This is a genomic window from Anabaena sp. CCY 9613, from assembly GCF_963920895.1.
In the GTDB taxonomy this organism is placed as follows: Bacteria; Cyanobacteriota; Cyanobacteriia; order Cyanobacteriales; family Nostocaceae; genus Cyanocohniella.
Window position 1 is genome coordinate 266,388 of the sequence record NZ_CAWUDE010000004.1, and the last position, 19,978, is coordinate 286,365.

A 19,978-nucleotide genomic window follows, 5' to 3' on the forward strand; every position below is an offset into this window, starting at 1 on the left:
CATAAAAATCAAGTCGTTATGAAAAAGCCAAGTGAGCCAAAACAAAGATTTTTCCCGATCCTAATAACTTTAGGAGGTATTGCCTGTGCGAGCATCGTAGGATTCTCATTCTTGCTCTGGTTTGCTGTCTCTTCTTCCAATCCAAAACTAATTTCTCTTGTTTGAGAGTTTTCAGTAATTCTTTAGCAACTTTTTTAACTTCCTGTTCCTCTTGCTTAGTCAACTGAATTTCAGGTTTAGTCAGTAAATCAAAAATTGCTAATTCTTCTTCAGAGAGATTTTTGGCGATCTCTCTTTTATCTTCAGCACCCAATTCCTGAGCAAAGTTAATCAAATCATTGAAGAACATCTGCACGTTGCGGGAGTCAGCATTGTACTGTGCAATCATCTGCTGGAATTTCTCCAGGTAGTCGATGCGAGTTTTATTTAACCTCACCATCTGCTGGACTTTTTGCGCGATCGCAGTTTTGAGTTTTTCTGTCTCTGTTCTCTGGTAGTCAGTACGAGCAAATTTATTTTTTAATGTTTCAAAGTCGATTTGGCTCAAGTCGATGCGTTGAGAGTGGGATTCCTGAATGACAAATTTCCCAGCAGTGATGGACAGATCCAACAGTTCCTCCACTTGTTCCATCACTTCGGACACATCAACTTCTGGTACTTCTGCCAGAATTTGGTCTTTGATTGCCTGCAAATGAGCATTAATAGCAGTAAATTTATTGGCAGCAGGATCTGGGAGGATAGCTTTGTAGAGTTTGTTAGTGTTACCTGCTAGGGAAAGATAAGTTTTTTTGGCATCATCATTAATAATGATGCATTCCACTGCATCTGCCCAAAACTTGGTGCGTGCAAAACCTTGTGCTAACTCCAGGACAGTAAAATCAATGCCTTTTTGGGTACAGAATGCTGTGGTTTCTGCGATCGCTTCTCTCAATTGTGCCACTAAAGCAGTTTTCGCTTTAACTGGGGTATCTCCTTCTTGAACACCACCACCAGATGCGGAACCATAAATAGCTAGTGCTTTCTGTAAATCGCGGAAGACACCAATGTAATCAACAATCAGTCCATTGACTTTACCTGGGAAGACACGATTTGCTCTGGCAATGGTTTGCATGAGAGTATGGTTCTTCATTGGTTTGTCGAGGTAAATGGTGGAACAACTGGGGACATCAAATCCAGTTATCCACATGGCGCAGACAAAGATGATGCGTAGGGGATGAGATGCATCTTTGAATTTTTCATCTAGTGGCGGAGATTCACTCACTAACCTTTGCCGATGAGGAGTGATGTCTAATTGTTTTTGCTGGAATGCTTCTACTTCATTTTGAGATTGAGATATGACTACTGCCATATCTGTTTCTGCCATATATTTAATTGTTACTGATAATTTTTTGCGTTCAAATTCGCTTAAATTAGACTCAGCAAGTTGATTTTTTAATTGTTGCAGGTGTTGTTGCCAGTGGTGCTGAACTTTGTTGTACATTTTGACAGCAGTAAATCTGTCAATGCTGACAATCATTGCTTTCCCTTGGTATCCTCTACCCAGCAAGTGGGTGACAATATCTTGAGCGATTTTCTCTAATCGGTCATCTCTGGTAATTAATTGATATTCTCTGGCGCATTGTCTTGCCAATTTCTCCTCTTCTTCCTCGTCCAGTGTTGCTGACTCAATGATTTCTGCCATATCTTCATTGAGTGCATCATTGGTGAGTTGCAATTCAGGAATTCGGTTTTCGTAATAGAGGGGAACTGTGGCGCTATCTTCTATTGATTGGCGGAAGTTATAGAACCCATTTGACATTTTTTAGGGTATTGAAGTAAAGTGGCGGCAAAAGCCATATCCAGCAACCATGCCGTGAGATGCTGCGCGAGTGATGATTAATCAACTGCGGACTCGTAACTTTATGTTATGTTTTTTGGGTGCAGATTATTATGCCTTTGTGCATCGGACATTTTTAGAATATTTTTGTGCTTGGGAGTTTGTTTGGCGGTTTGAGAAGAAACGTAGTATTAAAATTGAAGATTTAAAAACTGAAGTTTTTGGCAAGCACTGGCAAGATGAAACTTGGCATGAAGTATTACTGTTAATTGCTGGAATGATTGAGGCGAAGTTTGTTGGCGAAATTATCGATTATTTAATGGCGCAAGATGGTGAGTCAAGAAAATTTGCTAATATATTTTTGGCTGCGGATTGTTTGGCAGAAGTAAAAAATAGAAATGAAATAAATTTAATAAGTAATCAACTATGTAAACGTATGAAAAATTTAATAAATTACACATATACCCATCCTAAGTATTATTCTGATATAGATGATGTGATAGATGAAAGAGACATTATAATTGATATTAATAAAAAAGCAGTTGAAAAATTTGGAGACGTTTGGACGGAAGATCCAAATACCCTACCTACACTTAAACAACTTGCTTTTAATTCTGAGGATATAGTGCAATATTTCGCAATAGCAACAGTAGCAAAAAATTTCAAAGAAGATTCTAACACTCTCCGTTGGTTAAAGAATGAGTGTATGGAGGATGGAGGTGAGATAAATATACAAGCAGTAGTAGAAGCAGTAGCACGACATTTTAAAGAAGATCCCGAAACTCTCCCTTGGCTAAAAACATTGGCTTCTGAGGACGAATGCGATTATATACAATGCGAAGCATTACAAGCTTTAGCACGCCATTTTAAAAAAGACTTGTTTACTCTAGCATTTCTCAAACAACGCGCTCAAATAGATAAGTTATCAAGTGTAAGATGTCAAGCAATAGAAGAATTAGTAAAAGGATGGAAGGATGAACCTAATATGTTTGATTTTTTTTATAATATTACCCTCCAAGACACATTCAAACGGATAGAAGATAAAGATATATATCAATCTGAAGATATACATAAATATTTTGAACAAAACCCGCGTCAAAAAGCACTAGAGATAATTATCAAACAATATCTTCAAAATCCCATGACTTTATCGTTGTTACGTAACAGAGCAGAAAATGATCCAGATGGGCAAGTACGGGAGTTTGCTCAGAAGCAGTTGGCAAAATTAGAGGCGTAAAAGATATATTTATACTAACATTTTATTTAGAAAAAAATTCAATTAAGCATATAATAAACAAAAAAAAGAGAGGACTAAATTCCTCACTACGAGCTTTTTATTTATGCTATTTCATTTTGGGAATAACTTTTCTGATGCCGCTTTTGCCAACGGTATCGCCTTTGTAACGAGGGATGATATGAATACTGGTGTGCATGATATTTTGCCCGCCTTCTCGATTAATATTTATGCCGACGTTAAAGCCATCAGGTGCAAATTCTGTTTTGAGAATCTCTTGTACTTTATTTGCCATAAACCAACAAGCGGATTGTTCTTTAAATGGTAAATCAAAATAATTACTTACATGACGCTTAGGAATAACTAAAGTATGTCCTTTGCTGATGGGATAGCCATCGAAAATAGCATAAGCAGTTGCTGATTCAGTTAATATTTTTAAATTTCTATGGGGATTACAAAATATACAATAATTAGATGAATTTCTTTGGCGATTATAATGGATATATTTATATACTTCCCGCATTTCGTCTAGGTAAATAGATTGAAAGGGAAGTTTAGCTATACATTGATATGTAGGTTTTTTATGGACGTAATGTTCTCTAAATCCTTCTTTTTTAATATCCCTTCTCACGGCATAATAAGCTGTACCCTCTGGTTTTAATAGATGTGATATTTCCATTAAGATATTAGCTTGTTCTTCAGGAAACACAACATTTAAAACGTAAAAGCAAATTATGGTATCAAATTTATCATCAGGTAATTCAGAAAAATAATAAGGGTCGTAACCTGTAATATCAAATCCTTTTTGGCGTAAAATTTTCACATCATTACCCAAGCCACAACCAAAATCTAGTATTTTTCCTTGTAGGAGGTTTTGCTGTAATAACAATTGGGCTGGGAATGACAGGTATTTTCTTTCTATCGCCGTGAGATGGCTAAATAGATTTTTTTGCTGTTTCATGGATTTGGTAGATTTATGTCACCCTGTCATAGCACATAGTTATTGGGGATTGGGGATGGTTTTTAAAGCAAAATTTATCCAACATTTAGTTTACGGTATCTAGAAAACCTCTCTCTAAATCTCTCTCCTCGCAGGAGAGAGACTTTTAATTCCTGGTTTGGAAGTTAGATTTTCCGTGGACTTTTCTAGTCTCTAGCCTCTAATTATTAAGAAACGTATAGTTACACACAGACAAGAAATCCTAAAACAAAATAAAGAAAGACTGTTTTTATGCACCCAAATCATAGAATAGTAATCGTAGCTGGGTATACAGATATTTGATTTGATACCCCTTTTACCTCATCTTTGCGAGCAAGTGAGTACAACTTAATATATTGCAAAATAACTTGCCTAATTCGCTGCAAACTCTTACAGGTAAAGTTTTTTGTAGTGAGTACAAAAATTCTGTCACCCCTACTCTAAAAACACCAGAACCCCCATTATTAAACACTAGCACCCCTACCCTAAGACAAATTTTAAATTTACCTTAAATCAGGGTTTGAGGTGGTTGAGTACAAATGTAATTAATCCAATAAATCCAATCGGCATTGACTGTACTGTCCTGTTGGGAGTCACCTGATATAAGCAGAAAAATAGCACATGGCTTTTTAAGCAGACACTACCGATGCAACAGTCATTAGATAGTATCAATAATTGCAAAACAGCAACTAAAGCAAAGGCGAATTTACTTTTTGGTGGTTTGTTTGAGCCATTATTAAGTGATTTTCAGATCATTTTTGAACGCGATCCAGCCGCACGTAATTGGCTAGAGGTGGTGTTTTGCTATCCAGGGTTGCACGCACTCTGTTTGCATCGTCTCGCCCACTGGTTACACCGTCGGAGAGTGGGTTTCATTCCTCGTCTGATTTCTCATTTGGGTCGGTTTCTCACAGGTATTGAAATTCACCCAGGTGCAAAGATTGGTAGGGGTGTGTTCATCGACCACGGGATGGGTGTGGTGATTGGTGAAACTGCTATTGTCGGAGACTTGACACTGATTTATCAGGGCGTGACTCTGGGCGGAACCGGTAAGGAAAGCGGTAAACGTCATCCCACTGTGGGTAAAAATGTCGTCGTGGGTGCAGGGGCGAAGGTTTTAGGCAATATTCACATTAGCGATCGCGTGCGTATTGGGGCAGGTTCCATTGTATTACGCGATGTCCCCGCCGATTCTACTGTGGTGGGAATTCCCGGACGCATTGTTTCTCGTAAAGAAAGCACTAATGTCTGTCCCCTAGAACACGGAAAACTACCCGACGAACAAGCGACTGTAATTAAGTCTTTGCTTGACCGCATCGAACTACTAGAACAACAACTGCAAATCCTGAAGACTCCAACCCAGGACAAAGAACTCTTAACCAAGGATCATTAATCATGTTCCCACCTAACAGTTCTGACCCCTTAAGTGAACAAGTTTTGCAGATTCCGTTATGCGATCGCTGGCGCATTTGTCGGCGTTTACAAGAATTGATGATTCCCTGTTGTTGTCATCCTGATGGTTCTTTGCGGGTCAAGGTGAATAATTTGCTAGAAGTGCTGCTCATCCGCAGTACCGTGATGCAATGTTTAGCTTCTCGCCATGAATTAGTCGAATGGTTAGAACGTTGCTGGAATTATAGTTCTGAGTGCTAAATCTCCAGTAAACCAGAACCACAAACAATAAACACGTACTTATTTCCTCAATCAACAACTTGTAATTCTCAATTATGGCAATCTGTAACAGTGAGAGAAAATTTATCAATTTTTTACATCAGGAACTCGAACTTACAAATGCAGATATTGCTGTAGCGCTACGACATCGAGAATTTGATCATGGGCCATTACCAATGCTGCTTTGGCAATATGGCCTAGTTAACTTAGAGCAACTAGAGCGAATTTTAGATTGGCTAGATGAGCAAAACTAAGAGCTTTTTAGTTTAGCTTTTAGTAGGTTATCCCGGTCACATACAACAAGTAAACCACTTGTAATTATACGAGGAAGCCCCATGATTATTACCTTCATTGCCGGATTTACTATTTTGCTGAGTTTAGGATTTGTTAATAGCTACCTTAGCTATTGGCTATTCGATAAATCCTGATTTAGCAATAGTAAAAGTAATTCTTAAATTATACCTACATTTGGTTTTATGCCATACAGATATGGTGTTTGTGTTTAGCTAAGATTTAATAATCATGAAGATGAACTATTAAATCTGAGAGTTTATAGCATTTACCATTCATCATTCAGCATTTGTATTAGGCATTTACCCTTACCAGCAATTGCAGGTAAATAATTTTCCCAGTAGAAACCAGATTCCGACAGATTCCTAAGAGGGATGTTTGAGATGAATGAAATCTTAATTAATGACACTACATTACGTGATGGTGAACAAGCGGCCGGGGTGGCTTTTACCTTTGAAGAGAAAGTAGCGATCGCTAAATTTCTTGATGCCATTGGTGTCCCTGAACTAGAAGTCGGGATTCCGGCAATGGGTGAAGCGGAAACACAGGCAATTATAGCAATTTGCGACTTGGGACTGCAAGCCAAACTTCTAGGCTGGAACCGCGCTGTCATCTCAGATATTAAGGCTTCTATCACTTGCGGACTGAAGCGAGTACATATTGCTATACCCGTTTCGGGGATTCAAATTGCTTCTAAATTTAATGGTCAGTGTCGGGTAAGCTTACAAAAACTTAAAGATTGTATTAGCTTTGCCGTAGATCAAGGTCTGTGGGTAGCAGTAGGCGGTGAAGATTCTTCAAGAGCTGATCCCAACTTTTTGTTAGATGTAGCATCATATGCTCAAGAATGGGGCGCATCCCGGTTTCGTTTCTGCGACACCGTAGGCGTTCTCGACCCCTTTAGCACCTACGCCAAAGTTAAGGGATTAGTTTCGGCTTTGTCCATTCCCCTAGAAATTCATACCCACAATGATTTTGGGTTGGCAACTGCCAATGCCCTTGCTGGTATCAAAGCTGGCGCAACTTCCGTAAATACCACAGTTAACGGATTGGGTGAAAGAGCTGGAAATGCTGCTTTAGAAGAAGTTGTCATGTCCATTAAACGCATCTACGGTATCAATTTAGGCATTGATACACCCCGGTTGGTAGAACTATCACAACTGGTGGCTTCAGCATCAAATTCTCATGTTCCACCTTGGAAAGCAATTGTAGGTGAAAATACCTTTGCCCATGAGTCGGGAATTCATGCTCATGGTGTGATGCAAAACCCCATCACCTACGAACCATTTGCACCAGAAGAAGTAGGTTGGGAACGGCGCTTAGTGGTAGGTAAGCATTCTGGCAGACATTTAGTTACTAGTTTGCTACAGCAACATGGTATTTTTTTGAACCCAGAAGAAACCCAATCTGTTTTGAATAAAGTGCGTCAGCAATCGGTCAAGAAAAAACGCAGTCTGACCGTAGAAGAACTTTTGGACTTGGTAAAAGAACAGAGGTATTCTCATGCAACCTGATGAGTTAGAGCTAAATTTACCGCCTGCTTTTGAAATCGGGCAAAAAGTCAGACTTCGCAAATTGATCAAAAACGATGGTACGTTTGCTGGTCAAGAAGTCGGGGCGGTTTTAGGGAATAAAGGAGATATTGGCTACATAGCAAGTATAGGTACTTATTTACAAAATTCCTATATTTATGCAGTGCATTTTTTAGAGAAAGGGTTCGTTGTTGGTTGTCGGAAAAGAGAACTAGAAGCGGTTGAGGAAAATTCATGAAAGTAATGCTAAGGATGAATGATGCGGGAAATTTGGTTGCCTATGTTGCCAAAAAAGACTTGGAAGAAGAAGTAGTTAAACAAACAGATAGTAACGATGGAAAAGTTCTCACTTTAGCAAATGGTTGGGAATTAGAATTTCGGGAATTACCAGATACAGCAAGTTTACCTTTAACTGTAGAAGCTAAACGCCTCTCCTAAAAGTCTGACAAGATATTCAAGAAAGAAGGAATCAGGAAAAATTTGTTTTTTACCTTTTACCTTCTTCTTCTAGAGCAAGAAACGGCAAATTACGAATTTCTCTCCCCCCATCAGCGTGGGGTTTATTATTTTATTTGGAATGGTGAATTACTGAAATGGGTGACAAATACTTGAGTTTATCGGAATTAAAGTTGGAAGGACAATTTTTAGGTTTTGTAGGTGACAAACCAGGGAAATGTAAATACTTGCAATTAGCAATTTCCTCTGGAAATGTCCGAGTTAAACTGCCTAAAGAATTGCGTCGTCCTTTAAGTTTATCTTTAATGCCTGGTGATTTAATTAGCGTTTGTGGTATCAGTAAATTAAACCCTCACACAGGTGAAATTAAACTCAAAGCTCATCAAATCACATCACTTGATGGTTGCCCAAATCAGAAATTACCTTCCCAACCGCAAGCCAAAATCATGGTGTGTCAAAAATCTGGCTGCCTGAAGCGTGGCGGTAAAGGGTTATTATCAGACTTAGAAAAAACCTTATGCGATCGCGGCTTATTAGATAAAGTCAAAATCGAGCATACCGGCTGCCAAAAACGATGCAGCAGCGCCCCCAACTGTGTTTTGGAGCTTGGTAAAAAGAAATACAAAAAAATGCATCCAGAGGCGATCGCATCTCTGCTAGAAAATCACCTCAATAATTTAGGTCTTAGCTAAATCCACGTCAGTTCGACGGAACCTAACCCCAACCCCTTCCTACAAGGGAAGGGGCAAAAAATTCATCACATTGTCCGAAATAATAGGCTTTTTAAGCCTCTATCGCCAATTTTCCCAATTTTCGTTAAAAATTGAAGTATCGGGGAAAGCCGTAGGATTGCCATTTTGCTCTAACAAACGTTTGAGGGCTTGTAATTGCGGTTCCGGCTTCGGTAAATCGTTGACTAATTCATAGGGTGCAACTTGATTTTTCAAGGAGAAAGCAGCCGTAGTCCCCGCAGCCGCACCAGCAGACCATTCAAACGAGTGTACCCGATAGGCAGCCGCTGCAATGTGACTGGTAGCAATACTTTTACCCCCCACAAGCAAATTGTCAATTTTTTGGGGAATCATGGCCCGCAAAGCTATCTGGAACGGATAAGCTTGTCCTGCACCCCGTCGTTCTCCAGCACGTTCTCTGTTACCTGGGGCTTCTGGTGGGCTTTTTTCCATGCAAGGATGAAAGTCGATAGCGTAGTGACCAATACCCACAGCATCAGGGAAGATGGTAGAACGAGTCCGCCGCATTACTTGGTCGGGGGGCTTTTGTCCTGTAATTACAGATACTGCTTCCAAACCTGCCAATGCGCCTTGTAGTCTGCGGTACATAGCTGCTGGTAAGGTCTTGCGGTAATATTCATCATTGTAGTCGCGGCGAGAAATATCAATTTCCCAAATTGTAAAACCGTCAGGTTGTCCCCAACTGGGACGGCCAATAATACGTCTTCCTTCGCGCATATAAGGATATTTTGATAAGCCATGCGCTGTCCCCATTGGGGAATTTAGCCCAGATAAAAAGCGGTTATTTGTTTGTTGTCGCTTTACATCCTTACCGAGTTGGGAATCTGTAGTCCCAGCTACTAGCCAGTAATAGTAAGCAAGGGCGTTTTCCTCACCTTTGCGGAGGGTTTCTGTCCGTAGTCCCCCCATCCAGCCACCTGATTGCAACTGGCGAGTAGCTTGCAACTGTTGGCGAGTATAAACTAAGTTATCTTGGGCTGTGCCTGGGCGGTAGTCGTTACCCCAAGTCCAGTTTTGCATGGAAATATCCCCTGGTGTGGGAGCAGAAAACCTGACGCCGCCGAAGGTTGCAGGTTGTCCTTTTTGGGGACTCCAAATGCGGCGATAGGTGAAAACTAAGTCAAAGTTGGCTAATCTTGATAATTCATAACTGAAATATGGTGAATACTGTAAATAAAATGGAGGCATTGTCTGCGGTTGCGGTCCCTGAGTCGCCTCCATTGCAAAGGTGTAAGTAAAGCCTTGGGTGCAATAAGGATCGTTTTGGGTATTAGAAGACGAAGGTTCTAAGTAGGAACGCGCATCAATACCTAATCGGTAAGGAACATCAGCTAGGGCGATAATTTCCCCGGTTTCGCTAGCATCGACAACATACCACTTAGGAGCATTACCTTTACTTTGCTGGGGAACTAAGCGAATAATATTTTTGCTAAACCGAGATGAGCTTTCGTAGCGATAGGCATCTTCAATAGTTTGAGCTAATGTGAAGGTATTTAAAGGTGGTGCGCCTGGGACTGGTTGATGTTGAATTGCGATCGCACTACTAATTAATTGTCCCCCGCCATCAACGGTAGAAGGTGTAATTTCTAAATCTTTAATTACTGTATTGGGAAACCATTCTAACTTGCCCCTGCCCTTTTTTTCCGCATCTTTCAGCATCTGCGTCATAATGGTGTGGGCATCACGGGGAAGAAAGCAAGAGTCACTTACCCAGCAATCACCAGGGTTAAGTTGTCTGTACTTACTTTGAATGCGGTTTCGCAATTCCAAATAGCCGCGAGAATAAAATTGCTGACTACGCTGGGTTGGTCGTTCGTCTAATGCAGATGTCCCCTGGGAAGAAATTTGTCCTCCTAACCAATCGGTAATTTCTGTAAGACAAACTCTGCGTCCTGCTAGTAACCCCTCGTAAGCTGTTGCTACACCTGAAAGTCCACCACCCACAACTAAAATTTCACAATTTACGGTTCTGTCTGGGTTTCTCGGTGGTGCGGCGACAATTGCCGCATGGGGTACGAAGTACGTAGATATTAAACTGAAACTGATCAGCGTTGTCAAACTATAAGCTACTTGATGTCTACGTTTCATAATTAGTGAAAGCTTTAAAATCCTACATCAACTTGTAGACGTTAGCATCTGATAAATGTTGATCACAAGTTTTTCTAGGCTATTATCAAAACGAGCCAGTGCGTTGAGAGTCAAAAGTGCTTCATTAAGATAGCGAGGATTAATAGGATTAATATTAGTTCTGTCATCTGGTCTTGAAGTGAATCAAGGCTTGTGCAAAACTGATGATCTTTCGCTTCACAGCCTACATTGAGGATCTAAAACATGGCGCGTCTAGCACTGCTGAGTGTATCTAACAAAACTGGTATCGTTGACCTCGCCCGACGCTTGGTGGAAGAATTTGACTTTGATTTAATCAGCAGTGGGGGAACAGCCCAAACCCTCAAGGATGCGGGACTACCAGTGACTAAGGTTTCAGATTACACGGGTTCTCCAGAGATTTTAGGTGGTCGAGTCAAAACTTTGCATCCCCGTATTCATGGCGGCATTTTGGCCAGGCGGGATATTCCCCAACATCTTACAGATTTGGAAAATAACCAAATTCGCCCGATTGATTTAGTGGTAGTCAATCTTTATCCTTTTGAGGAAACTATTGCTAAACCAGGGGTAACATTATCTGATGCTGTAGAACAAATTGATATCGGTGGCCCAGCGATGCTGCGGGCATCATCGAAAAATTTTGCCCACCTCACAGTATTATGTGATCCGGCACAGTATGACGAATATTTGCAGGAATTACAGCAAAACAATGGTGTTGCATCTTTAGAGTTTCGCCAAAAATGTGCTTTAAAAGGCTTTTTGCATACTGCTAGCTATGACCAAGCCATAGCAGCTTACCTCAGCCAACAATCTCCAGATACCTTACCACAGCAATACAATCTTTCTGGACAGCAATTACAATCTCTGCGATATGGTGAAAACCCCCATCAACCAGCCGCTTGGTATCAAACGGGGACGACTCCCACAGGATGGGCGGCGGCGACAAAATTGCAAGGTAAGGAACTGAGTTATAACAACTTGGTAGATTTAGAAGCTGCACGTCTGATTATTTCTGAATTTACCGATACCCCAGGCGCTACGATTATTAAACATACCAATCCTTGTGGTGTAGCCCAGGGTAATACGCTGGTAGAGGCGTATCAAAAAGCTTTTAATGCTGATTCTGTTTCTGCATTTGGGGGAATTGTGGCACTTAACCGTCCCATTGATGCGGCGACGGCCAACGAGTTAACTAGAACATTTTTAGAATGTGTGGTTGCACCTGGTTGTGACGCAGAAGCCCAAGAAATTCTCTCGGCAAAATCCAAAGTGCGGATTTTGATTTCACCAGATTTAAGTAGTGGCCCCAAAGATACCGTCAAAGCCATCGCCGGGGGTTTTCTTGTTCAAGCAGCCGATGATGCTGTGGCGGATACTAGTCAATGGCAAGTGGTAACTGAACGTCAACCCACTGCTGATGAGTTAGCAGAGTTACTATTTGCTTGGAAAGTCTGTAAACATGTTAAATCAAATGCTATCGTCGTCACAGGCGATCGCACTACCCTGGGTGTAGGTGCTGGTCAAATGAATCGCGTTGGCTCGGTGAAAATCGCTTTAGAACAAGCTGGTGAAAAGGCTCAAGGTGCCTTTCTCGCTAGTGATGGCTTTTTCCCCTTCGATGATTCCGTGAAAACAGCCGCAGCCGCAGGTATTACTGCCATTGTCCAGCCGGGGGGAAGTTTACGAGATCAAGATTCCATCAAAGCTGCTAATGAACTAGGTTTGCTCATGGTGTTCACTGGTATACGTCACTTTTTACACTAAATTATTTTCAGCTAGCTTGTGCCAGTTAGCAAAGTGTCACATTCAATACTTGTGTTTTCATAAAATGCTGGTATTCTCTAGTTGTGTGTGAGGAGCAAGTTAAAAATAAAAAGCGTCTGGGGTGGAAACACGGCCACACTCCCGGACGCTTTTTAATTGGCTTTGAAGAATTGTACAGTTAGAAAAGTGTCACTGTGTATACTTGCCATTACTGACATTAGATGATATCTTCAAGTAGTGTGTGAGGAGCAAGTTAAGAATAAGAAGCGCCTGGGGTGGAAACACGGCAACACTCCCAGGCGCTTTTTAATGCAGATAAATTTAACTTTTGACGAAATTCCACTCCAGCACCTTAATGGGTGCTTCCTGGAGGATTTGAGTCAGTTCGTCGTTGCTATCAAATTTTACTTGCGATACATCACAAGCTTCTACGTTAACTGTAAACTCCTGATCTTCAAATGGCCAGGGTTGGACAGTAATCAAGCCATCACGACGCTGCATGATGTCATAACGTTGATTATCAGGCCCCTGGCTAATTTCCAAAAACCGCTCATCAGCAGGTAGCTCATGTTGGCATAGTATCAAAGACAAGCGATCGCACCATTGCATAAACGCATAGGCTGCATCCACTGTTTCTTTGTCAATACCCAGTTCCTCACGTAAATTTTGCTGATTTTGCAATTGTTCATCTAGAAATTTATCTAGTTCTGGCAGTTTTCCTCGTTGTGGCTCATGCAAACGGCTAATATGCTTAGAAATTAATAAAGTTACCCACCGCCCCCGGTAACGGGCATTTTTTACCAGTTTAACCAGTGGATCAACCTGAATTTCTTGACTCAAGTTAAAATCCATTGGCGCACCGGCTTTTGTTAGATTATCTTCTTCCCATTCCTTCTCTAGATCATCATGATGGGAAATCGCCGCCAGTGTTTCATATAATCTTGCTGGTGCGTTTTTGCGTCGCCACTGTCCTGCTATTTGGGCAGCTAGTAATGCATGGGCGCGATGATAAATAATTTCCCAACCATTTTGTGTGCTATTAACAATCACAAAAAGAATCTTCCTCTGTTAATCATATTAATTAGGACTTACGCACTCGCTACAGAACCTCACCCCCAACCCCTCCTTACCAAGGAGAGGGGAGACTTTGACGCAAGTAAAAGACGGGGTGAGGTCAAAAACTAGACTTGCATGTTATTTAATTCATGTTCCTTAATAACTCATGCCCAATGACTAATGACATAAAAATAAATGCTGCATATTAACGTTATTAAAACGTAAATACACAACATTATTATTAATCTGTCTTTGTTAGCCGAGTGTCTTTAAACTGCTATATAGTCGCAACTTACTTAGTTAAGATTGCTGCTTAAGTGGGTCAGCAATGTATTGGAATGTTGGTTCAGAATTCCAAGGGCCACGCTCATCTTTCCCATTACCATTTGTAGATAAGTTGTAGTAAAGATTAACGGTTTCATCTGGTTGAATATTCCCAAACATGGGGTCTGTCAACTTACCTAAAGAATCAAGAGCCTTCATAAACATTTGGGTATGAGAAATCTCCCGTGTTAACAGGTGAACCAAAGTCTCTTTAGTACCCTGATCAGTTGCTAACTTAATCAATGATTCGTAGGTTTGACGAGCGCCAGCTTCAGCAGCAATATTAGCTCTGAGATCCCTTACTACATCTCCACCTTCATTCAAATAACTAGCAGTCCAGGCGCTTCCTTGACTATCTAGAAAGTGGGGGCCCATGCCTCGTACCGCGAAGAGAGTACTTTTATAAGCCTCGGTTTGATCCACATTTTTGGTATGGCTTTCGATTAGCTTACCAACCATTTCCAAGTGACCAAATTCTTCAATGGCAATGTCTTGGAGCATATCTTTAATCCCAGCATTTTCAACATGAAAGGATTGTACCCAATATTGTAAAGCTGCGGATAATTCTCCTGTGGCTCCGCCAAACTGTTCAAGCAACAATTGAGCAAAACGAGGATTGGGTTCACCAATGTTGACGCTGTGAATGGGATCTTTTTTGTGATAAAACATAGAATGCCTCTGGAACTATCTTTAAAAAATTAAATCAATGAATGATACGGTCAATTAAGGTTACATTTTCTTCTAGATTGCTCTGAGACAATACAAAGAAGCAAAAAGGCATTCTAGATACTACTCTCTAGCAGTATCTATGCGTTAAATCCGATGTACTAACATCTAGCTTGAAAGAACGTATTGATTCCCGTTAGTTATCAATCAGATAACAGGTTGAAGAGAATAGTGTGTGAGAAGATTTACCAAATACGTTCTTCATTTAATCATTGCCAGTCCCTGAGGAACTTAAGCTCTGCTACTTCTGGTGAATAGTCCCCACAAGAAAATCGCAACGATTGAACCAATGACAGCTACAAAAAGTCCAGGGATGCTTAAACTAGCAGCAGTCAGCTGTAACGACCCTGTTTGCAGTAGTGTAAATAAACTACCCCCCACAAAAGCACCGATGATACCCAATATCATTGTGGAGAGGATTCCACCACCTTGATTACCTGGATAAATCGCTTTACCAATTGCACCTGCTATCAATCCTAAAATAGCCCAAGCGATAATATTCATAAAACTCCTCAAATCAAATGTTTTAATTTCAACTGTGTTTATAGTATCAAGCCTAATTTACAATTGTTTCTACCAGGCGAGAGAGATATTGCAATCCAAAAGACAGATAAAAATTGATATAGATTTATACTCATATCCTCTGATTGAGGATTTCTTAAAGACTAACTTAAACAGTCATGAATATGTAAATATTTGATGACAAGATACGTCTTAATACCATCAAATAAGCCAATATTATACTGTTCATGAGCTGATAATCATAGAGCATTTTTAACTGGGTGAGAGACATAAATAAATAGACAAATACCGATAAAAATGTCAAAATAATTGGTCATCCTATTTCAGCACAACCAATTATTAATATTGTACATATAATGCTAATGCAAATTTCAGCATTTGCTGTCATCTTGGGTCTAAATTGCCCGAGAAAATTGTCTATCTCTAGTTTGATTATGATTATCAAAAACGACAGCAATATTTCTCACCAGTAACCTACCAATATCTGTAATTTGGATTTGGTTAGTTGAGATACTGACAAGTCCGTCATCAGCTAAAGGTTCTAATACCTTTAACTCATGGAAAAAATAGTCATCGAAACTGATGTGATATTTTGCTTCAATGTCTTGCTTATATAAATGAAAGTGAGACATAATGCACATAATAACATCGCGTCTAATTATGTCATCTTGAGTAAGTTTAATGCCTTTACTAACTGGCAAAATATTTGCGGCGATCGCCTGATAATAATCCTTTAAGTGCTTGTGGTTCTGCACATAAGCATCATGCAACATACTAATGGATGTCGCCCCAAAGCCAAAGAGTTCTGTACCAGCATGGGTAGTGTAGCCCTGAAAATTACGTTGGAGAGTCCCATTGCGTTGAGCGATCGCTAGTTCATCATCAGGTTTGGCAAAATGATCCATACCAATGAACAGATACTTACTACTCGTCAGTTCCTCAATAGTCATCTTTAAAATTTCCAACTTTTCCTGTGGTTTAGGCAATGCTTCTTGAGGAATATTTTTTTGGGCTGGCTTCATCCACGGTATATAGGCGAAGTTAAACACAACAATCCGGTTAGGATCTAATTCAATGGTCTTGTGGACTGTTTCTCGAAATGTCTGGAGATTTTGGTAAGGTAAACCATAAATTAGATCGACATTTACACTGTCAAATTGAGCTGCTTTAATCCAACTCATGACATCCAATAGTAATGCTTCTGGCTGGACACGATTTACAGCTACTTGTACTTGGGGGTTAAAATCTTGGATGCCAAAACTAATGCGGTTAAAACCAATTTCTTTCAGCAAATAAATATATTCTTGATCAACGTAGCTGGGATTAATTTCAATAGAAATTTCTGCCTGTGGATCAATATTAAAATAGCGTGTAATATTTTTCCACAAGAATTTGACTTGATCTTTATCTAAATAATTTGGTGTACCACCGCCCCAGTGAACTTGCAGCACCTTTCTGTTGGGGTCAATCAAGGCTGACATGTTCTTAATTTCTTGAACTAAATGCTCTAAATAAGGTTTAGCAATATTTTTATTGTTGGAAATTACTGTATTGCAGCCGCAGAAATAGCAAGCCGTTTGGCAAAAGGGTATATGGAAATATAAAGATAAGGGAGATTGTCTGTGGTTAGAGGAAGTAATGGCGGCGTGAAAATCAGTTGCAGTAAATTCTGTACTTAACTCTGTAGCGGGTGGATAACTTGTATATCTGGGTGCAGCAGTATCATACTTTTTGATCATATTTAGATCAAATTTGACACCAGGCAAGACAAAGACCATTAAAACCTCCGAGAATTTGGGGAGTGGGGAAATTGAGAAGAAACTTTCTAACCTCTAGCCTCTATTTCAGTACTACCAGGGTTTTGGGAACGTGTGAGGCTGTGGAATACTACTTGACCAAAAGCTTTGATTAAGTTTCCTTCGAGTTCTTCAGCCATTTGCATGTTGAATTGAAAGGCTTGGTTGGCTTCGGCGACAATTTGGTCTGCGATCGCCTCATTAATGGATAATGTGTTTAATGCCTGACGATACTTGTCTTTAAATGCTTTTTTGTCGGGGATTTGCTCAAAATTATAAAAAGATGTGCCTTCGTAACCGGATAGCTTTAAGGCTGATTGAGCAATTTTTTGCAGCATCTGACCCCCAGATAGGTCACCCATGTAGCGGGTATATGCATGACCTATTAATAATTCTGGTTCGTTAGCAGATAATTGTTCAATACGGGTAATGTAAGTTTGGGCAACTTTTGAAGGGCTAATTTGTTTTTGCCAGTCATCCCCATAATAAAATACCATGTCTTTCTCTAAGGAGGCTTGGCGATTCAATTCTGGGAAGTAAACTGCACCCAATACCGGATGATGAGCATGTTTCATCAGGTGTGCTTCTAGTGCGCTGTAGATGTAATACAAGTTACTGAGAAACTTGGCAAAGCAATCTCTATCTACAACTCCTTTCAGAAAACATTTCATAAAGCCCACATTTTCGGCGGCTGTGTGAGCTTTTTGAGTGCCAGAACGTAGTTTGATGGCTAAATTGCTACTCATGATTGCTTCCTTCAGATTCAAGCGCAAGGTTTCTCGACAGTCACCGCCTGAAGATGGCTGTTAGTTCACAGTCAATGTCAGAGTTAAATGATTGTTATTTTGGGTGGAAAGGGGATCTGCATCACTCTATCTAGCAAGTACCCACGCCGATACAGATTCCAGCTATTTTATTTTTCTCTCACAAAATTATTTAACTATCAATCTTTGTATAACTATAAAGCCATTAATATTTCTTTATATTTTTCTGGTTTTAACCAAATACACTTACCAACTGCTTGTTCTGTGGCTCTACGAGTGATAATGGCTACGTTTTACAAGTTATTGGCAATCAAACTGGACTGTCCTATGAGGTTATTTATCTAAAATAGCTTTTCAATAATTTAACTGATGTGCTGCAATAACATTTTATGTTTATATAACTATTAAAAGATAAAGCAATAAAAGCAGTCTCATGGTTAAATCTCTCGAAACCCCAGAGCCTCAGTTACTGAAGCCAGGTATTAAAGCCCCTGTTCAGGAAACATTATTAACACCCCGGTTTTACACCACCGACTTTGATGCCGTAGCCAATTTAGATATTTCCGCGAATGAGACTGAGTTGCAGGCGGTTGTCGAAGAATTACGCGCTGACTATAACCGCCATCACTTTGTGCGTGATCAAGAATTTAAGCAGTCTTGGGATCACGTTGAGGGAGAAAAACGCCGTGCTTTTATTGACTTTTTGGAGCGTTCATGCACCTCAGAGTTTTCTGGGTTTTTGCTGTTTAAAGAATTATCCCGCAGACTAAAAGAAAAGAATCCCCTGTTGGCAGATGCTTTTAATTATATGGCACGAGATGAGGCGCGCCATGCGGGATTTCTCAATAAGTCGATGGCTGATTTTAATCTTTCACTAGACTTAAGTTATTTAACCAAACATCGCACCTATACTTTTTTCCCGCCTGAGTGGGTAATCTACACAGTCTACCTATCAGAGAAAATTGGTTACTGGCGTTATATCTTAGTGCATCGCCATATGCAAGAAAATCCAGAATACCAATTTTATCCTTTGTTCCGTAAATTTGAGAGTTGGTGTCAGGACGAAAATCGACATGGAGATTTCTTTAAAGCCCTGCTGCGATCGCAACCTCGATTATGGAACAATTGGAGGGCTAGATTATGGGTGCGTTTCTTCTTATTAACTGTGTTTGTTACCCACACCGTCACAGTATTTGAACGGGCGACATTCTATGAAGCCATTGGGATACATCCCCGTAAATACAACAACAAAGTCATTCAAGAAACCAACAATACTTCTGCAAGGGCTTTTCCGCTGATTTTGGATACCAATCACCCGGCATTTTTCTGGCGGTTAGAACAGTGTTTCGTCAACACACAAAAATTGGCGGAGATTAAGCAAAGTCAGACTTCCCAGTTTATCAAGTTCTGGCAAAAAATCCCTGCCATGTCCGCGATCGTTTGGCATATGTTACGACTTTACTTGATTAAACCCATTGATGCCGAATCAATCCGAGAAACAGTGCATTAGAACAAGAAGCAATGACTATGCCAGGTTTTGGTTCAGTGTTAATTTGGCATTGTTCTATGGTGAAACCACGAACAAGCTTGTTATACTTGCCAGAAATCAAGCGCACCTTCTGGCAATTTGGCAAGCACTCGATCAAAGGCTTTCTCATCTACGTGTCGTCTCAGGGCAGTGGCTACATCTCTAATTGCGGTTTCAGTAGAAAAATTGTGTTCCCCACGCAATAATTTTACTTCCGTCATCATCTGTTCACGATCTTCAAAAAACTTTTGCGGCTCATTCGTATCCCAGTCAGTCACAAAAAGTGCCCTCAAGCAAATCGGCAGTACATTCGCAAAAGCTATTGCATCTTCAGTGGAAAGCCTGCGGCGAAACGTTTGAAAGACCCCTTGAGTCATTGTGTAAGTTACGTGTGTACTCCACAGCCCTGCTATGTCGCGTGCATCTACCAAATACCTATAGAAGTCATCTGAAGCACGCTGATATTCTGCGGGTACTGGCATAATATCCTCTTTTACGTTTGATTTATTTTTGTATAACGTTCCCAATCACCGGACGTAGATAACTTTAAATGCTCACAAGCAATCTCTTGGTGATCGGGTGCATTGGAATTGTTAGGCTCCTTCTTCATTTTTTGATTTTGATCACCTAAATTATGATTGTAGAAATACACGGTTCACTC

The 19,978-nt window shown here is 40.3% G+C and carries 18 protein-coding genes and 1 pseudogene; 10 read left to right on the forward strand and 9 right to left on the reverse strand.

Annotated elements, in window-relative coordinates; genetic code table 11:
• Nucleotides 1-16: 16 nt before the first annotated feature.
• Nucleotides 17-1,798, reverse strand: coding sequence for a type I restriction enzyme endonuclease domain-containing protein (locus tag ACM0OT_RS06625; RefSeq protein WP_414563602.1), 1,782 nt, complete (start codon nt 1,796-1,798; stop codon nt 17-19).
• Nucleotides 1,799-1,871: 73 nt separating this feature from the next.
• Here ACM0OT_RS06625 and ACM0OT_RS06630 point away from each other — a divergent pair, with 73 nt between their 5' ends.
• Nucleotides 1,872-3,053 carry a hypothetical protein gene (locus ACM0OT_RS06630; RefSeq protein ID WP_414563603.1) on the forward strand — a complete coding sequence of 394 codons (1,182 nt, stop codon included), beginning with the start codon at nt 1,872-1,874 and terminating at the stop codon, nt 3,051-3,053.
• Nucleotides 3,054-3,159: 106 nt separating this feature from the next.
• Here ACM0OT_RS06630 and ACM0OT_RS06635 read toward each other — a convergent pair whose 3' ends face one another.
• The gene (locus tag ACM0OT_RS06635) at nt 3,160-4,011 is read right to left on the reverse strand and encodes an HIT domain-containing protein (protein WP_414563604.1); all 852 of its coding nucleotides are present in this window, start codon (nt 4,009-4,011) and stop codon (nt 3,160-3,162) included.
• Nucleotides 4,012-4,675: 664 nt separating this feature from the next.
• Between ACM0OT_RS06635 and cysE the strand changes: the two genes are divergently transcribed.
• The 7 genes and pseudogenes from cysE (at nt 4,676) to ACM0OT_RS06670 (ending at nt 8,671) form a co-directional block, all read left to right on the forward strand.
• Nucleotides 4,676-5,422 (forward strand): serine O-acetyltransferase, encoded by a 747-nt coding sequence (cysE, locus tag ACM0OT_RS06640; protein WP_414563605.1) that lies wholly within the window; start codon nt 4,676-4,678, stop codon nt 5,420-5,422.
• Between the two features lie 2 nt (nt 5,423-5,424).
• Complete coding sequence (locus tag ACM0OT_RS06645; RefSeq protein ID WP_414563606.1) at nt 5,425-5,682, forward strand: Asr1405/Asl0597 family protein; 258 nt, start codon at nt 5,425-5,427, stop codon at nt 5,680-5,682.
• 74 nt (nt 5,683-5,756) lie between these two features.
• Complete coding sequence (locus ACM0OT_RS06650) at nt 5,757-5,954, forward strand: DUF2949 domain-containing protein (RefSeq protein WP_414543227.1); 198 nt, start codon at nt 5,757-5,759, stop codon at nt 5,952-5,954.
• 420 nt (nt 5,955-6,374) lie between these two features.
• Nucleotides 6,375-7,505: a homocitrate synthase gene (nifV, locus tag ACM0OT_RS06655; protein ID WP_414563607.1), complete on the forward strand. Its 1,131-nt coding sequence runs from the start codon at nt 6,375-6,377 to the stop codon at nt 7,503-7,505.
• A pseudogene (locus tag ACM0OT_RS06660) lies at nt 7,495-7,783 on the forward strand (nitrogen fixation protein NifZ). The gene nifV and the pseudogene ACM0OT_RS06660 overlap by 11 nt, the downstream one beginning before the upstream one ends.
• Nucleotides 7,758-7,961: a putative nitrogen fixation protein NifT gene (nifT, locus tag ACM0OT_RS06665; protein WP_414543225.1), complete on the forward strand. Its 204-nt coding sequence runs from the start codon at nt 7,758-7,760 to the stop codon at nt 7,959-7,961. Before ACM0OT_RS06660 ends, nifT begins: the two are co-directional and overlap by 26 nt.
• A gap of 155 nt (nt 7,962-8,116) precedes the next feature.
• Entirely contained in the window at nt 8,117-8,671 is a 555-nt protein-coding gene (locus ACM0OT_RS06670) for a (2Fe-2S) ferredoxin domain-containing protein (RefSeq protein WP_414563608.1), read from the forward strand.
• Nucleotides 8,672-8,770: 99 nt separating this feature from the next.
• On the opposite strand, the gene ACM0OT_RS06675 is transcribed toward ACM0OT_RS06670, so the two are convergent.
• Nucleotides 8,771-10,819 carry an FAD-dependent oxidoreductase gene (locus tag ACM0OT_RS06675; protein WP_414563609.1) on the reverse strand — a complete coding sequence of 683 codons (2,049 nt, stop codon included), beginning with the start codon at nt 10,817-10,819 and terminating at the stop codon, nt 8,771-8,773.
• A 243-nt stretch (nt 10,820-11,062) separates the two neighbouring features.
• Between ACM0OT_RS06675 and purH the strand changes: the two genes are divergently transcribed.
• Nucleotides 11,063-12,601 (forward strand): bifunctional phosphoribosylaminoimidazolecarboxamide formyltransferase/IMP cyclohydrolase, encoded by a 1,539-nt coding sequence (gene purH, locus ACM0OT_RS06680; RefSeq protein ID WP_414563610.1) that lies wholly within the window; start codon nt 11,063-11,065, stop codon nt 12,599-12,601.
• Nucleotides 12,602-12,922: 321 nt separating this feature from the next.
• On the opposite strand, the gene ACM0OT_RS06685 is transcribed toward purH, so the two are convergent.
• The 5 genes from ACM0OT_RS06685 to ACM0OT_RS06705 all read right to left on the reverse strand — a co-directional run bounded on the left by ACM0OT_RS06685 (nt 12,923) and on the right by ACM0OT_RS06705 (nt 17,771).
• A complete protein-coding gene (locus tag ACM0OT_RS06685; protein WP_414563611.1) occupies nt 12,923-13,651 on the reverse strand; it encodes a DUF3891 family protein in 729 nt (242 codons plus the stop codon).
• Nucleotides 13,652-13,957: 306 nt separating this feature from the next.
• Nucleotides 13,958-14,650, reverse strand: a complete 693-nt coding sequence (locus ACM0OT_RS06690; RefSeq protein WP_414563612.1) for a manganese catalase family protein — start codon at nt 14,648-14,650, stop codon at nt 13,958-13,960.
• Between the two features lie 288 nt (nt 14,651-14,938).
• On the reverse strand, nt 14,939-15,211 hold the full coding sequence (locus ACM0OT_RS06695) for a GlsB/YeaQ/YmgE family stress response membrane protein (RefSeq protein ID WP_414563613.1): 273 nt from the start codon (nt 15,209-15,211) through the stop codon (nt 14,939-14,941).
• A 413-nt stretch (nt 15,212-15,624) separates the two neighbouring features.
• The gene (hemN, locus tag ACM0OT_RS06700) at nt 15,625-17,007 is read right to left on the reverse strand and encodes an oxygen-independent coproporphyrinogen III oxidase (protein WP_414563614.1); all 1,383 of its coding nucleotides are present in this window, start codon (nt 17,005-17,007) and stop codon (nt 15,625-15,627) included.
• Nucleotides 17,008-17,054: 47 nt separating this feature from the next.
• Complete coding sequence (locus ACM0OT_RS06705) at nt 17,055-17,771, reverse strand: heme oxygenase (biliverdin-producing) (protein WP_414563615.1); 717 nt, start codon at nt 17,769-17,771, stop codon at nt 17,055-17,057.
• A 451-nt stretch (nt 17,772-18,222) separates the two neighbouring features.
• Here ACM0OT_RS06705 and acsF point away from each other — a divergent pair, with 451 nt between their 5' ends.
• Complete coding sequence (gene acsF, locus ACM0OT_RS06710) at nt 18,223-19,299, forward strand: magnesium-protoporphyrin IX monomethyl ester (oxidative) cyclase (protein WP_414563616.1); 1,077 nt, start codon at nt 18,223-18,225, stop codon at nt 19,297-19,299.
• 80 nt (nt 19,300-19,379) lie between these two features.
• Here acsF and ACM0OT_RS06715 read toward each other — a convergent pair whose 3' ends face one another.
• Nucleotides 19,380-19,799 (reverse strand): DUF2267 domain-containing protein, encoded by a 420-nt coding sequence (locus tag ACM0OT_RS06715; RefSeq protein WP_414563617.1) that lies wholly within the window; start codon nt 19,797-19,799, stop codon nt 19,380-19,382.
• Between the last annotated feature and the right edge of the window lie 179 nt (nt 19,800-19,978).